This is a genomic window from Solibacillus sp. FSL W8-0372 (assembly GCF_037969735.1).
Taxonomy (GTDB): Bacteria; Bacillota; Bacilli; order Bacillales_A; family Planococcaceae; genus Solibacillus; species Solibacillus faecavium.
Genome location: NZ_CP150204.1, coordinates 1,958,131 through 1,971,816, shown reverse-complemented (window position 1 = coordinate 1,971,816; position 13,686 = coordinate 1,958,131). Strand labels below are relative to the sequence as shown.

16 protein-coding genes are annotated in these 13,686 nt (G+C 35.1%); 12 read left to right on the top strand and 4 right to left on the bottom strand.

Features of this window, described 5'->3' with window-relative positions; translation table 11 throughout:
- The first annotated feature begins 299 nt into the window (after window positions 1–299).
- The 4 genes from MKY13_RS09745 to MKY13_RS09730 all read left to right on the top strand — a co-directional run bounded on the left by MKY13_RS09745 (window position 300) and on the right by MKY13_RS09730 (window position 3,251).
- Window positions 300–809 carry a hypothetical protein gene (locus MKY13_RS09745; RefSeq protein ID WP_339212250.1) on the top strand — a complete coding sequence of 170 codons (510 nt, stop codon included), beginning with the start codon at window positions 300–302 and terminating at the stop codon, window positions 807–809.
- Window positions 810–1,029: 220 nt separating this feature from the next.
- Window positions 1,030–1,869, top strand: a complete 840-nt coding sequence (locus MKY13_RS09740) for a methyl-accepting chemotaxis protein (RefSeq protein WP_339212248.1) — start codon at window positions 1,030–1,032, stop codon at window positions 1,867–1,869.
- A 357-nt stretch (window positions 1,870–2,226) separates the two neighbouring features.
- Window positions 2,227–2,682, top strand: coding sequence for a DUF2975 domain-containing protein (locus tag MKY13_RS09735; protein ID WP_339212247.1), 456 nt, complete (start codon window positions 2,227–2,229; stop codon window positions 2,680–2,682).
- A 350-nt stretch (window positions 2,683–3,032) separates the two neighbouring features.
- Window positions 3,033–3,251, top strand: coding sequence for a hypothetical protein (locus tag MKY13_RS09730; protein WP_339212245.1), 219 nt, complete (start codon window positions 3,033–3,035; stop codon window positions 3,249–3,251).
- 95 nt (window positions 3,252–3,346) lie between these two features.
- On the opposite strand, the gene MKY13_RS09725 is transcribed toward MKY13_RS09730, so the two are convergent.
- Complete coding sequence (locus tag MKY13_RS09725) at window positions 3,347–3,802, bottom strand: hypothetical protein (protein WP_339212244.1); 456 nt, start codon at window positions 3,800–3,802, stop codon at window positions 3,347–3,349.
- Between the two features lie 140 nt (window positions 3,803–3,942).
- Between MKY13_RS09725 and MKY13_RS09720 the strand changes: the two genes are divergently transcribed.
- The 6 genes from MKY13_RS09720 to MKY13_RS09695 all read left to right on the top strand — a co-directional run bounded on the left by MKY13_RS09720 (window position 3,943) and on the right by MKY13_RS09695 (window position 9,836).
- On the top strand, window positions 3,943–4,260 hold the full coding sequence (locus MKY13_RS09720) for a PadR family transcriptional regulator (RefSeq protein WP_191698843.1): 318 nt from the start codon (window positions 3,943–3,945) through the stop codon (window positions 4,258–4,260).
- Window positions 4,253–5,458, top strand: a complete 1,206-nt coding sequence (locus tag MKY13_RS09715) for a DUF2812 domain-containing protein (protein ID WP_339212241.1) — start codon at window positions 4,253–4,255, stop codon at window positions 5,456–5,458. Before MKY13_RS09720 ends, MKY13_RS09715 begins: the two co-directional genes overlap by 8 nt.
- A 412-nt stretch (window positions 5,459–5,870) precedes the next feature.
- Window positions 5,871–6,836 (top strand): M23 family metallopeptidase, encoded by a 966-nt coding sequence (locus tag MKY13_RS09710; RefSeq protein ID WP_339212239.1) that lies wholly within the window; start codon window positions 5,871–5,873, stop codon window positions 6,834–6,836.
- 29 nt (window positions 6,837–6,865) lie between these two features.
- On the top strand, window positions 6,866–8,044 hold the full coding sequence (locus MKY13_RS09705; RefSeq protein ID WP_339212237.1) for a DUF2812 domain-containing protein: 1,179 nt from the start codon (window positions 6,866–6,868) through the stop codon (window positions 8,042–8,044).
- A gap of 302 nt (window positions 8,045–8,346) precedes the next feature.
- Window positions 8,347–8,967: a LysE family translocator gene (locus MKY13_RS09700; RefSeq protein ID WP_339212236.1), complete on the top strand. Its 621-nt coding sequence runs from the start codon at window positions 8,347–8,349 to the stop codon at window positions 8,965–8,967.
- Window positions 8,968–9,116: 149 nt separating this feature from the next.
- Entirely contained in the window at window positions 9,117–9,836 is a 720-nt protein-coding gene (locus MKY13_RS09695; protein ID WP_339212235.1) for a TspO/MBR family protein, read from the top strand.
- 388 nt (window positions 9,837–10,224) lie between these two features.
- Here the strand turns inward: MKY13_RS09695 and MKY13_RS09690 are convergent, their stop codons facing one another.
- Window positions 10,225–11,304, bottom strand: a complete 1,080-nt coding sequence (locus MKY13_RS09690) for a CopD family protein (protein WP_339216806.1) — start codon at window positions 11,302–11,304, stop codon at window positions 10,225–10,227.
- Window positions 11,301–11,846, bottom strand: coding sequence for a copper resistance protein CopC (locus tag MKY13_RS09685; protein WP_191698850.1), 546 nt, complete (start codon window positions 11,844–11,846; stop codon window positions 11,301–11,303). Before MKY13_RS09685 ends, MKY13_RS09690 begins: the two co-directional genes overlap by 4 nt.
- A gap of 165 nt (window positions 11,847–12,011) precedes the next feature.
- On the opposite strand from MKY13_RS09685, the gene MKY13_RS09680 reads away from it, so the two are divergent.
- The gene (locus tag MKY13_RS09680; protein WP_191698851.1) at window positions 12,012–12,758 is read left to right on the top strand and encodes an alpha/beta fold hydrolase; all 747 of its coding nucleotides are present in this window, start codon (window positions 12,012–12,014) and stop codon (window positions 12,756–12,758) included.
- 31 nt (window positions 12,759–12,789) lie between these two features.
- Here the strand turns inward: MKY13_RS09680 and MKY13_RS09675 are convergent, their stop codons facing one another.
- A complete protein-coding gene (locus MKY13_RS09675; protein ID WP_191698852.1) occupies window positions 12,790–13,173 on the bottom strand; it encodes an SET domain-containing protein in 384 nt (127 codons plus the stop codon).
- Between the two features lie 76 nt (window positions 13,174–13,249).
- Between MKY13_RS09675 and MKY13_RS09670 the strand changes: the two genes are divergently transcribed.
- Window positions 13,250–13,651 (top strand): SLAP domain-containing protein, encoded by a 402-nt coding sequence (locus tag MKY13_RS09670; protein WP_225231109.1) that lies wholly within the window; start codon window positions 13,250–13,252, stop codon window positions 13,649–13,651.
- Window positions 13,652–13,686: the final 35 nt, after the last annotated feature.

Sequence of the window (13,686 nt, the reverse complement as noted above, 5' to 3'; positions counted from 1 at the left end):
TCTGTCCAACTTAGTGTAGCCTATTCAAACAAAGTTGAAGAGAGAATCGATTTATATAACAAGATAAATAAAGAACATTCTTTCTTAAACTAACGAGAGATTTTAGTTGAATAACAAACTTCCACAATCGGGCGCAATTCTTTAATAAGGATCACACCACTTTTCATTAAAGGGCCATATTGTTGAATAACATTTATATAGGGTAGTGTCTGAATAGATTAAAATTTCGCCGATAAGAAATATGTTAATAAGCAAGATGGCACCATGGTAAGCTATTTTTAAAGGGGGAGTTTAATTAAGTGAAAAGAAAATTATTTTTCAGACTTTCAATAGGTTTGAACATATTACTCGTGGCAATTGTAGCTTGGGGAATTATAAAGATGAACTTCGTAAAGGAGCAAGTTGTTGTTACAGAAGTCCAAAGTAATTTAGTAGAGTTGGAAGGCTTGATCGCTAACCAGATGGAAGATAATTGGTCTGAACCTAATTTGGTTACAACTGAATTAGGCGATGTATTAAACGGTATTTGGCTTGGAATGACAACTGGCAAGCAATTGGGAACGCTTTCTAAAAGTGAAAAGGAAATTCTTGAACATTTATATTTCAAGTTAAACCAATTTCCAACTGATGAATTATATAGATTTGCTGATTTAACCGTAGAAGATAAGCGGAACTTTGAAAACTTAAGGGAAGCACTTCGTGAAGTTGGATTAGGATTACGTATTACTAGAAGTGCCAATATGAATTCTTTTATGAGCCAAGCAGAAGCGTTAAATAATAAAATTGAATCCCCATTAGTTCCAAAATGACAGTTTGTTAACCAACACCCCCAAATAATTGAAAGTGGGGTGTTTGCGATAAACTCACTAACTCAACCCATGCTCCCCAGAATATTATTTTATAGGACCTATGTAGCGTATATTTTAAAACCGTGTTATGTTATTTAAAGAAATACAATAATTACAAGCAGCGTTTTTTTCAAAAGCATTGACAAGATGAAAATTAGCAATTACTCAAAGGAGAACAACAATGTATAAACTCAATTCAAACACAGCTATTCATCCGACGTTACAAAACTATTTAGATGTCTTACCTTTATTCCATTCGATGTTACCAGACTTAGCTATCGGATTAACTGATACAGAAGAATGGATCGCTTACTTTCCAGGGCGAAAAATAGATATAGGAGCGAGACCAGGTACTAAAATAAATCCACAAGAACCTCTAGCAGATTGTATTAAAAACAACAAATTAATACAGGATGAAGTTCCACCGGAGTTCTTTGGACTTCCTTTTACCGGCATAGCTGCACCTATATTAGATAATGGTCAGGTAATTGGAGCACTAGCGATTCAATTACAAAAACAAAATGAAAAACAACTTAGAGCGATTTCAGATGAGATTGTACAATCACTTGAAAAAGCTAATAACCGTGTTGTATCAATCACAGATAGCTCAGAAGGTCTCTCAAAAATCAGTGATAAATTGTTAGAACAATCCACTCATGCAATGGAAGAAGTGAAAAATACAGATGAAGTATTAAATTTCATTAAGAGAGTTGCTGATCAAACAAACCTTTTAGGGTTAAATGCCGCTATTGAAGCAGCAAGGGCAGGGGATAAAGGTCTTGGCTTCACAGTAGTTGCTAATGAAATAAGAAAACTTTCTTTTGAAACCGTTTCTTCAACAGAAAAAATAAGACAAACACTAACGAACATCCAAAATTCCGTGAATGAGATTACAGCTTCTATTCAAGAGGTTGTGGTTGTTGGACGTGAACAAGCATCCTCTACTGACGAAATTTCAAACATTATGACTAAGATTGAATCTATGAGTAAAGAGTTAAACAAGTATGCTTCCGAATTATAAAAATTAGGAACGTTAAAAATATACATATAATATGGATTTCCAAAAATAAAAGCGAAGTAGTACCTTAAACAAGGAGCTACTTCGCTTTTAACTTATAATTAATGATTAAGTTCGATCATTTATAGTAAAGTTTGATAAAAATTTGTTTGAATTGATTAAGCGCTATGTGTATGAATTACATTGGCACTTACCTGAAGAAACAAAACGGGATGCAATATAGTGGCTTGATTCACTCCTCCTCTAATTGAAATGACAGTAAAAAACATTTTAAAAAGAGAAGGGGAACAATTTGATTACGGAAACCTTCATCAAGATAATTCGTTTAAATGAAAAACATTGGAAAATAAGGAGGACACTATGAAGAGAATTAATTCTATTCTTTTAAGTTTAGGTATTGTAGTGATTGGCATAATCGTATTGTTTTTATGTGTATATCTTTTACCTATCCTTGCCCAGGAAGCAGCTACTGTTCATCCGGAAGTCGCCTACTTGCAATATCCTATTTTACTTGGATTATACGCAACAGCAATCCCATTTTTTTATGCGCTTTATGAGTCAGTGAGTATGATTTATGTGATTGAACGCAAATCATTATTTTCAAGCAGCATTATAAAAGGGTTAAATTATATTAAATATTGTGCATTCATAATTATCGCTTTGTACGTAGCAGGATTTATTATACTTGATACGGCAAATGCATTCCCGCCAATCATGGCAGTTGCAGGGGTAGTAATTATTGCCGTATCAATAATGGTAGCAACCGGAGCAGCATTCATTAAAAATGTAATAATGAAAATTTCATTATCAAACTAATGACAAATTACTTAGTAGTATAAAGAAAAAAAGAGACGAAATTAAATTCATGTACGGTTGATGGGGAGAACCTATTAAATAACAAAACAATTGGGGACTAATTCGTAAGATGAATTATGTCCCTATTTTTATTGTTAGATCGGTATTTAAGGTAATTTACCGACCGAAATGGCACCTCAATGTGTTTATAAATTAAAGTAAAAACATAAATTTATGTAATTTTGTTAAAACTAGTGCTAAAAGAAGTGGGAAATGGTTCTGGGATTATTAGAGAATATCCATTAATTGAAATAATTCACTAATAATTTGTAAATATATGTTAAATTTGTTTTACAAGGTGGGTGAAAATTATGGATAGTAAGAAAAGAAATCTTATTTTAAATTTCGTAATCGGTATTACTGCAACAGTTTTAGGAGTGCCATTACTGTATGCGATGGGGGTTCCTACGTTTGATGTCGTATTAACTACATTGTTCGGAGAAGGAAGTATATGGGCTTTAGTCTTTTCTGTAATGTTAATCCTGTTAATCATTTTAGGTGCTAATAAGGTTATGAAAAGCAGCACTTAATTCTTTTTAAATTAATTGATGTTTTAGTTTAACAGTAAAAATGCTCAGAGAGTAAATCTGAGCTTTTTTACTTGGAATTTTAGCATGAAAGTATGCTATTTAATAAACTCAATTAATTTTTCCGTCATTTCTTTCCCAACTGTATAAGCTGTATGGGTATCTTCGGTGTTCATCAAAGTACTTGTTTCACCTTTTTCATGTATCCATAGATGAAAATATTGTACATTTCCATTCTCATAAATAATGTTCATATAATATTCTGGATTAGTCATATCCGCTATGCCATTTACTTTTATACCACTCATAATTATAGTTTTTAACGTCTCAATAGAACTATCTTCAAGAACAATTTTGTTGCTTCCATTAGTTTTTGAAATACTAATTTCTTTAATTTCCCCATCGATTTTTATTGTTGGAATCTCTTCTACCTCGGACTGCTGTTTAGGTTTATTTTCACTACTGTTTATTGTATTGCTTTCATTTGTTTGGCAACCAAAAAGTAGCGTTGATGTAATAGTCAGTGATAAAACGAGTAACATTATTTTTTTCATATAATAATCCCTCCATAATTGTTAGACGGAGTTAACCCCCTGAAAGTTACAATTAAAAATAAAGTTTACAAATATTTCCGCATACTTTACTATTATGTTATACGATATATCGCGACACATAATAAAAAGGAGTGATGGACATGTCCTATAATGGTGGACCGATGACAGAGGCAATGTATTACGTCTTATTAGCGTTAATACGTCCAAACCACGGATACCAATTAATGCAATCAATTACAGATGTATCGCGCGGACGGTTAAAAATGGGACCAGGCACATTATACGGAGTTCTTTCACGTATGCAAAAGGACGGTTTAATTGTTCTGGCAAAGGATGATGGACGAAGAAAAACGTATGAAATTACGAAAGAGGGCGAGCAGGCATTACGTGTGGAGTACGAGAGGTTGAAGTCTTTAATTTATGACAGCCGCATTTTAGAGGAGGGAAACGATGAGTAAAATTGTACGTAAAATTCGACCATCTGAATACTGGCGCATCGGTGAGCATGAAAGCTATTTCTCCGATATGTCTTTAATGGGGCTGCACCTTCATAAAATAGGGACTCATTTTATTCATTTTAAAAAAGGGGAGCCGAATCGGATTGAGTATCGCATGGAAGTAACGAAGAAAAAATCCATTTCGTATGAACAAATAGATTTGTATGAAGAGAATGGCTGGGAACATGTAACAAGCTATCAATATTTTCATGTCTTCTCATCGCCGGAAGAGAGCAATGCACCCGAAATACATACAGACCCGGCGGAACAGGCTTATACGTTACAGCAATTAAGTAAAATTCTTCTCGTTAATTTAATCGCAATGTCATTGATAGTACCATTATCAATCGGTCTGCTGAGCGCTACTTGGTTTTTGGATGGAACACCAGTTTTACGATTAGTAGAAGGTCGTATGATTCAGCAAAGTATCATGGGTATCATCCTTCTTTACTATGTGTATTACTCTATAGGTGCAGCAAGGGCAATCCGTTCATTAAAAAGAGATTTAAAGGAAGGAAAAGCAATAAACCATCATGCCCCATGGCAAAATAGTTTGCATAAAAATTCTGTTCTTCCGTTTATATTTTTTGGAGTAGCGCTTGTCAGTACTATATTGCCAGTGATGCAATTAATAAAGATGGATACTTATACTCTGCCACAAGAGGATATAGGCTTACCGATTGTCCGTTTGGCTGATATTGAACAAAATCCATTGCTTAAACGTGATGAATATTATATTGATGAAGTGGATTGGGCAAACCGCTACTCGACGAATTGGGGGATTTTTGCACCTGTGCAGTATGAAGTAGATGAAAGTGGTATCGTAGAGGGGAGGACGTGGTTAGATGAAAGCGGCCCATATTCACCTAGTATTTCAACGGAAGTTTATGAACTCACTTTTCAAGCTTTTGCAGCTCCATTAATATCCGATCTTATTAAGTGGAATTCGTATGAAGAGGAAATAGATTCGTACTTAGAAATAGATCATGCCACACTAGATGAATTACTCGTATATGAAGAGGAAGGAAAGAAACAAATAGTCGCTGCTAAAGGGAAAGTAGTCATGTACGTGCGGTATTACGGTTATGCGGACGTTGATCATCTAATAGAAAATGTCGCACAAAAAATAGAAGTGCTTGCTAAAAAAGATAATATCTAATACAGATTTCCGACAAAAGATTTCGAGAAACCTCTTGCCTTTTTATTATAAATTTCATCTAGATGCTTAGCAGGAACAGTTGTTCACGTTTATTGATTTTATTACTCGTCATTGTAGATATCGTGCTCACTTTATTTAAAGCGACGAATAAGTTGATTGGAATGGAGGGACCGTGACTCCACCGGGAACCGCACGCGCGGAAGATCCACTAAATTGTGCCTGCCGTTGTAGGCATAATTTAGTTAGCTGGAGCCGTGCCCGGAGAAAGCATCGGTCCCGGAATGGAAATCAACGGTTTAATGTTAATTTATTTTAACTAACACTTTTTATTGATCTAGGATCTTAATATTATTTTGAAACGAATGTGGGACTCAAATCGTACATATATAAAGAACTTTTAGGAGGGATTGTTATGTCTATTCAGGATCCACTTTCGTTTGGTACATATTTTATCAATAATGAATTTGAAACAATTTATAACGCTACTACTGCCGATTTCCATACTTTAATATCTTTTGATGATTTTATTGAAGTTGGGAAGGAATACAATAAAGGTGTAACACACTATGAAATTGCCCATCAATTTCAATACGATGACATCACTCAATTTGTCTGGCTGGATGATCAGAAGAAAAAAGCAATCGTCGCTGCATTTGATGTGGAAAATGTCATTCAAAGTCTTTATTTAAAGCCATATGTTACATTTCCCGAAACGGATCAGAAACTTACGAAAAATAAATATCGTATGCCCATTGAACAGGAATGGTTTGTATTTTGGGGCGGTACGAATGAATTCGTCAATTACCACTATCCATATGAACAGCAGCGCTATGCCTATGATCTAATTATCATGAAAGATGGCAGAAGCTATATGGATTCACCGACATTGAATGCTAATTACTATGCATTTAATGCAGATGTTGTAGCTCCATATGCAGGGGAAGTAATAACAGTTGTCTCAGACATAAAAGATAGTGTACCTGGGGAAATGGATGAAGCGAACGCTGCAGGAAATTATATTGTCATTGCCCACCCTAATAAGGAGTACAGTATGATTGCTCATTTTAAGAAAGATTCAATCGTTGTAAAACCCGGGGATACAGTAAAAGAAGGGCAACTGCTTGGTCAATGTGGGAATTCAGGCAATTCGTCGGAAGCGCACATTCACTTTCAAGTAATGGATAAAGCCAATAAGAACGAAGCAAAATCGATTCGAATTCAGTTTCAGGATGATTATGAACCAATACAGGGCGATACAGTTAAGCCACTGCCTTTTAAAGATCATTCTGAAGAAAAGTTTGATAAAGTCGAGAATTCATTTTCAATTGTTGAAATGATACAGATGATACCTAAAGTAATCGGTCAATTATTTAAGTAGAACAGATCCAGAAGAAGGAGGTTTAAAGAATGACGAAAACTGTACGCAAGTTAAGACCTGCTGATTTTTGGAAAGTTGGAGAACATGAGAGTTGGTTTTCGGATATGTCCGAACAAGGCCTCCATATATATGATATTGGTACCCATTTTGCTAAGTTTAAAAAAGGCGAACGAAAGCAAATGGAATACCGATTGGAACTGGCGAAGGATAAATATATTTCAAATGACAAAATCGATTTATATAAGGAAAATGGCTGGGATTATATAGCGAGTGACCGCTACTTTCATATTTTTGCAGCCCCGACTGAAAGAAAGACGAAAGAGGTAGAAGTCCATTCGGTAGAATATATCGCTGTATTAAAATCACTTCAGAGAAAAATGCTGCTGAATCTACTTGTAACAGTAGGAGGAGTAGCATTAATACTTTTCATATTATACAGATTTTGGTTCCTTGATAATACCAAAATATTGCTTTTAATTGACGGGTCCTTAGAAGCTACATTATTTTTAGCTGTATTTAATTCCTTATATATAATATCTGCTTTTAAAAGCTGGTGGGGAATTACTCGAGTACGTAAAAAGTTTATAGAAGGTGAATTGATCGATCATCATAAACCTTGGGAACTCTCTTTTTTATATAATAAGATTTCCTATATATTTAATATCGTAATTGCAATAATTTCTATAATTATCCCGATTTACCAAATAACTAAAATGGATCATTTGACGTTACCGAGGGAGGATACGTCATTACCGATTGTCAGACTGGAGTCGATTGAAAATAATCCGAATTTAGTAAGAAAGGAATGGGGTAACTATGTTAGCGTTAATTGGAGTGCTTTTGCCCCAATCATATATGAGACTGTAGAGAATGGTGAAGAAAAAACGGGGGAATGGACTGATCCCTATAACAGTTACACATCAATAATATACTCAAATATTTATCAGCTACGTTTTCAATTTCTTGTAGATCCTTTAGTTAAAGATTTAATAAAAGAAAGTAATAATGAAAGCAATGATAAAAAGATTTTTACAGAAACAACACATGAAAAATTTGATCAACTGTTAATTCATGAAGGAGATAAAGTTAAAGAATTTATTTTCGTAAAAGAAAATGCCGTAATGTATATTTCCTATAATGGTCAGGTAAAAGCAGATGTCATAATAGATCAAGCTGCTGACAAAATCAGCTTACTAACAAAAAAATAGGTTGCCTAATGAGATAAATAAAGGAATAAATTTCCATTATTTTTAAAATAACATAAAAAATAGAGAAAATAAGGGAAAGAAATTCCGTTATTGACCTAAAAAACATGGGATTTCATGATTTTATTTAAAATAACGGTAAAACGTTACCTTATTTATCCTAAAAATAATCTACATCATTCAAATAACGGTAAAATATTCCTTTATATTCTATAGTGATGAGCCAACAAAAATAAAATGTATGTAGCTTCCTTCGTCTTAATTATGTTAAAATAACTAAAAATTTAGAAAACGAAGGTGAGGAAATGGAGAATATCGTATTCTTTATTATTGCATGTGTGCTGTTGATTATTTTGCCGGGTCCTGATACAGCCATTGTAACGAAAAATACAATCGTCAATGGACAAAAGGGCGGCTTTCAGACGATGCTCGGATCATGTGTAGGCTTAACCGTTCATACGATTGCTGCGGTTGCCGGATTATCAGCCCTTATCGTAAAATCTGCCGTAGCATTTACAGTGTTAAAGTATGTGGGTGCCGCTTACCTATGCTATTTGGGTATCAAAACATTGCTTGCAATGCGTGTGAAAAAAACAGAGATCGATGAAGTTCCGACTATCGATGCAAAGGGGAATTCCTATTTCAAGCAAGGGTTGGTAACGAATATTACAAATCCTAAGGTGGCGGTATTTTTCCTGACATTTCTACCGCAATTTTTATCAGCAGGCAGTGAGCCATTTTGGCCGTTCTTAACAATGGGTATTATTTACATTGTACTCACGTTTGTATGGTTTGCTGTTTATGTATTCTTATTAAACAAAATCCGCAATTTCATGAAAAAACCAGCTACACAATCAGCTATTGAAGGGTTAACTGGAGCTGTGTTAATCGGATTTGGCATGAAACTTGCATTTGAAAAACAGTAAATAATAAAAATCGATTAATTGCTACTTGGGCATTTAATCGATTTTTTTATATTTTAAATGGGGTTTAATTATAAAGCCTGGAACGGTCGCATACTTTTTTATCAGGTAGGGTATGGATACCTAATCTTATAGAAAAAGGGTGAGACTTTATGGGGTTATATATTGTCATGTGGATTGCGTTGATTGCCGTAATTGTCGTCAATGCATTATCCAATACACTACCAATAAACGGAGTGACAGCAGCTGAAATTTCGAATAGGCTTGATGTACTCTTTACACCAGCTGGCTATGTATTTTCGATTTGGTCGCTTATTTATCTATTATTAGTAATTTGGTTAATTGCCATTTACAAAAAAGTGAAAGAAAACCGTTTCAAATCAAAAGTCGGATTTTTATTTGTTTTAAGTTGTATATTTAATATTACTTGGTTATTTAGTTGGCATTATGAGCAATTTATTTTATCTATTATCGTCATGTTTTTATTACTGTTCACGCTCATCACGATATATTTGCAGTACAAAAATACAGAAAAAGGCTTATCAGAACGTTTTCCATTTTCATTTTATTTATCATGGATTTCAGTGGCAACCATCGCCAATATGAGCTACGTATTAAAATATTACAATGTGGACCTTGGTATTTCGGAAGTAGTCGGTTCTCTTGTACTTGTAGCAGTAGCAGTCATACTCGGCTATTTGGCAGTTGCGCTATCCCATGATATTTTCTTTGTACTAGTAATTGTTTGGGCATTAATCGGTATCGCTGTCAAAACAGACGACACTACAATGCAATACGGAACAATCGCATTAACGATAATATTAATTATCGCATCGCTCATTCGCTATATGCGAAATAAGAAATTTGCTTAAGAGGATTAGGCAGTATGAAATAGGGACATTTCTTTAGACGGAGATAATTAAATTTTTAATAAGAATGTACAATATTAATAGATCTACTTGAAATTGAAGAAATTAAGTTGTTCGCAGTGAAGGCGGCGACTCCCAGGGGGACAGCGCGAGGGAGAGCGAAGGGAACAAAAGCTAAAAACGCCACGTCCTGTGGCAACGCTTTTGTGACCAACATCGTGTTGGCCTCGTGCCCCCAGGAAAGCGTCCGCCGTAACGGAGAACAACGTCTACAAAGGAGACACAATAATAAAACCGTACAAACTTTACTCAGCGTAAAATTTGTACGGTTTTTGAAGTTGAGGGGATTATCCTAGCCCCTTTCGATATTGCCATATACTTCAGTTGTAAATCATTTAAAAAACACAATCGACATAAAGCCCATATAAAAACATAAAGCAACAGCGAATGTCATAGCTGCTGAAATAATAATAGGAAGCTGTTTAATATAGCTTACAATGACCAGACCAATAAATAGGACGGTAAGTAAGAAAAAGCCTAAGCCAATTCCAGTCATTTGCAAATATGCCCGCATGCCTGTCTCAATCGAGCTACTATAAAAAAGCTCAAAAAATGGTGAAATATCCTGTACAGTAAAGCTTGGTGGCTGTTGTTCACTGAACAGCGCAGTAATAAACAAAATAATGATCAATAAAGTAGTCTCCATTGTAACCCACGTACGAGGCTCAAATAACGGCTTTTTTATATTCAGTTTAATTAATAGCGCATTGGCCAAAATGATTACGGTAAGGGGTACAAGCAATGCATGTTTAATAAATAAAAATTGCCCGTAATTGCTTGACCAGCTTGTTACATAGCCAGGGACAATCGCTTCAGTCATCATCACACCGCTTAATGCAATTGCTGTAAGAGACACAAGCGCGACCGGTGAAAACCATTTTAAATAAGCTTCCCAATTAGCCGCGTCTTTTGAGAAGAAGCTAATCATGATTAAAATACCAAGCCAAACACTTACAGCAAGCAAATGTACAAAGTCGAAAATGGAACCAACAATGCCTGACATCGATCCTGCGTGACTAATATAGCCAATTGCAGCCATAATTGCGATAAGGACTAAAATGCCCATAACAGCACTAAGCTTCGACTCATGTTTTACATACATTCGAACGATTAATAGTAAAATAATCGTGAAGCCAACGATGGCAAGCCATGAATGCCCGACTTTAAATTTCGAAAGCAGCATCCATATTGAGTCGAAAAAGCCGAATTGTGGCGTTAATATCGTAAGCAATTGTATATTAGGAACAAACGATACAATAAGTAAAGCAATCGTACTGATTATTAACCATTTTTTTGAAATATAAACTTGCGGACGTAACGAAGTGGGGATACAGCTTAGAATAAATGTCCCCATTAAAATCGATAAGCCTATATAGAGCAGAAATTGGCTAAAAATCGTTATAGCTATCATTTAGTCTTTTTCCGTGCTAAAAGTATTATTATACTAATGAAAATAATAGCTAGTAACATACCGCCAACGACCAGCAACGGCATATTATTTTTATCATCCTCTACACTTACGGGTTCAGATTCAGATACATCAACTTGTGCCGAATCTTCTACTTCAGCCTGCTCAACGTTCTCTTCAGCTTCCTCTGTTTCAGGTGCATTGACAGTAAAAGAAAACTCTCCTGATAATGGATGTCCGTCTTCACTTATACTGTTCCACTGAACTGTATAATCACCATTCGGTAAAGGGTTATCAAAACTACCAGTTAACACACCATCTACTAAAGTCATATTGCTAGTTTCCATTTGCTCGCCATTAGCTGTAATGACTTTAAATGTGCTACCTTGTTCGATTTTACCGGCATATGTAAGCGAAATAGATTGCAGCGGTTCTACAACAACTTCGCCATTTTCCGGTTTTGTCGTATCCAAATAAGTATGTGCTGCAGCATTTGGAACGAATAAAACTAGTGCAGCTAGAATCGATAATAATATTGTTTTCATATTATAATGATTCTCCTTTCAAGTTTTTTTCACTCACCCATCATTGTAGCTGAAACATGAAACATTTTCATCATTTCGGTTTTGAAAACCTATTAATCCAAATAAGATAAGTAATAGATGGGTGCTATGCTATAATAATTTGAACTATTCATAAAGGAGATTACGATGCAGTTGGTTGAAAATATCTTTTTACGGGGCAACGAAAAAGCGGTTTTACTTTTACATAGTTATACAAGTAATGCGAAGGAAATGCAGTATTTAGCAAAAGAGCTTCATGAGGAAGGTTATACATGCTATGCACCAAACCTGGCAGGACACGGTGCTACACCTGAGCATCTATTTGCAAGTTCCATTGAAAAAGTAGCAGCCGGCAGTAGAGAGGCTGTTAAGTATCTAATTGAGCAAAAATATGAAACAATCTATTTGATTGGTCAGTCTTTAGGTGGTGTGTTAAGTATTCGCTTGGCCAATGAATTTCCGCAAATTAAAGCAGTTTGCATTATTTCCTCGCCTATATTGGAACGTCCAGCGGCAGAGCTAGAAAAAAGGGCGGCCCATTTTTCAAAGCGGTATTTAAAAAATAATGGAAGCACGGAACATGAAATACAGGAGTTTATGAGTCAACACTTTCCAAGACCTATCGAAAAATTCATTGCCTTTCAGCAATTTATCGTCCAGTCCGGAAAGGAAGTACACGCGATGAAGCAGCCGTTGTTTTTAGCAAAGGGCGGGTTGGATGAAGGGGTATTTCATAAGAGCATTGATTTAATCGAACAGAGGGTTAACGGAAATATTGTCTGCAAAAAGCTATATAAAAATAGTGGACATCTTATTTCATTAGGAAAAGAACGTGATTTGCTAGCAGAAGATATTTTAGATTTTTTAAAGAAAATTGAAAAAAGAACTGTTTAAAGTTACCTTTAGACAGTTCTCGATACCATACTTATTCTTCTTCTTTATTAAACCATAATGGATCATTATCATCGATATCACCATTATAATTAATAAAAATTTCTTCGCCAGCTTTAATATCTTTGTAGGCAAAAAAATCGAATGTTTCATTTTCAAAGTTTATTTCATACGTAGCATTTGGCGTATAAGAATGATTAAATAACATCCCGTAGCCTAATAATATCGCAGATCGGCCTACACCGAACTCAAATGCATAATCTGCAAGACTGGTTTTTTCAATATGTTTATGCTGCTCATTCGGGTAACTTAGGACAGGAGCCTGGTGGAATAAAGTGCCTTCCGGTATTGCTTCTTGCGCAAAAACACCGCGAGTATATTCTCCCTCACTAATTGGGGAATTTTTTATTTCAATCATTTTTTCGCCTTCTATCTTTTAAGATTCTACTCTACTGTAACACGGATGTTGTAAGAATGGTTGTATTCTAGCTTATTTGCTGAAAAAACGGGAAGGAGAGGTTATTATCGTACAAAAACTACAATTTGAAGCGGCATGGGATAAAACGATTGCAAAACAAGACCGCCTCAGTATCGAACAATTATTTCATCATTCTAAAGATGAAGAAACGGATGAGATTTCGTGCTGCTTCGTACGAAAAGCATTAAATCATCGGCAGCAGCTGCTCCTAACAGTACTCATTCATAATAGAAGTGAAGAAGTGCTAAATTTTCAAAATAGAGAAGTTACCTGCACAACAGCTAAGGGTGTTTTTGCAAAAGCATTCACCATTCCAAAACTGAATATTCCTCCAAATACTTCAATGCCATGGACCTTTATTTTTGATGACTATGAAGATTTCCTATTCACTGAACTTTTGCATGTGGATATTCAATAATTTATTTGAAAACTAGGGGAGGGGCGTCATATCGT

Coding starts and splice junctions, on each gene's coding strand:
- MKY13_RS09740 (WP_339212248.1), top strand. CDS start 1,030: ATGTATAAACTCAATTCAAACACAGCTATTCATCCGACGTTACAAAAC.
- MKY13_RS09725 (WP_339212244.1), bottom strand. CDS start 3,802: ATGAAAAAAATAATGTTACTCGTTTTATCACTGACTATTACATCAACG.
- MKY13_RS09710 (WP_339212239.1), top strand. CDS start 5,871: ATGTCTATTCAGGATCCACTTTCGTTTGGTACATATTTTATCAATAAT.
- MKY13_RS09715 (WP_339212241.1), top strand. CDS start 4,253: ATGAGTAAAATTGTACGTAAAATTCGACCATCTGAATACTGGCGCATC.
- MKY13_RS09680 (WP_191698851.1), top strand. CDS start 12,012: ATGCAGTTGGTTGAAAATATCTTTTTACGGGGCAACGAAAAAGCGGTT.
- MKY13_RS09700 (WP_339212236.1), top strand. CDS start 8,347: ATGGAGAATATCGTATTCTTTATTATTGCATGTGTGCTGTTGATTATT.
- MKY13_RS09685 (WP_191698850.1), bottom strand. CDS start 11,846: ATGAAAACAATATTATTATCGATTCTAGCTGCACTAGTTTTATTCGTT.
- MKY13_RS09720 (WP_191698843.1), top strand. CDS start 3,943: ATGTCCTATAATGGTGGACCGATGACAGAGGCAATGTATTACGTCTTA.
- MKY13_RS09730 (WP_339212245.1), top strand. CDS start 3,033: ATGGATAGTAAGAAAAGAAATCTTATTTTAAATTTCGTAATCGGTATT.
- MKY13_RS09690 (WP_339216806.1), bottom strand. CDS start 11,304: ATGATAGCTATAACGATTTTTAGCCAATTTCTGCTCTATATAGGCTTA.
- MKY13_RS09675 (WP_191698852.1), bottom strand. CDS start 13,173: ATGATTGAAATAAAAAATTCCCCAATTAGTGAGGGAGAATATACTCGC.
- MKY13_RS09705 (WP_339212237.1), top strand. CDS start 6,866: ATGACGAAAACTGTACGCAAGTTAAGACCTGCTGATTTTTGGAAAGTT.
- MKY13_RS09735 (WP_339212247.1), top strand. CDS start 2,227: ATGAAGAGAATTAATTCTATTCTTTTAAGTTTAGGTATTGTAGTGATT.
- MKY13_RS09695 (WP_339212235.1), top strand. CDS start 9,117: ATGGGGTTATATATTGTCATGTGGATTGCGTTGATTGCCGTAATTGTC.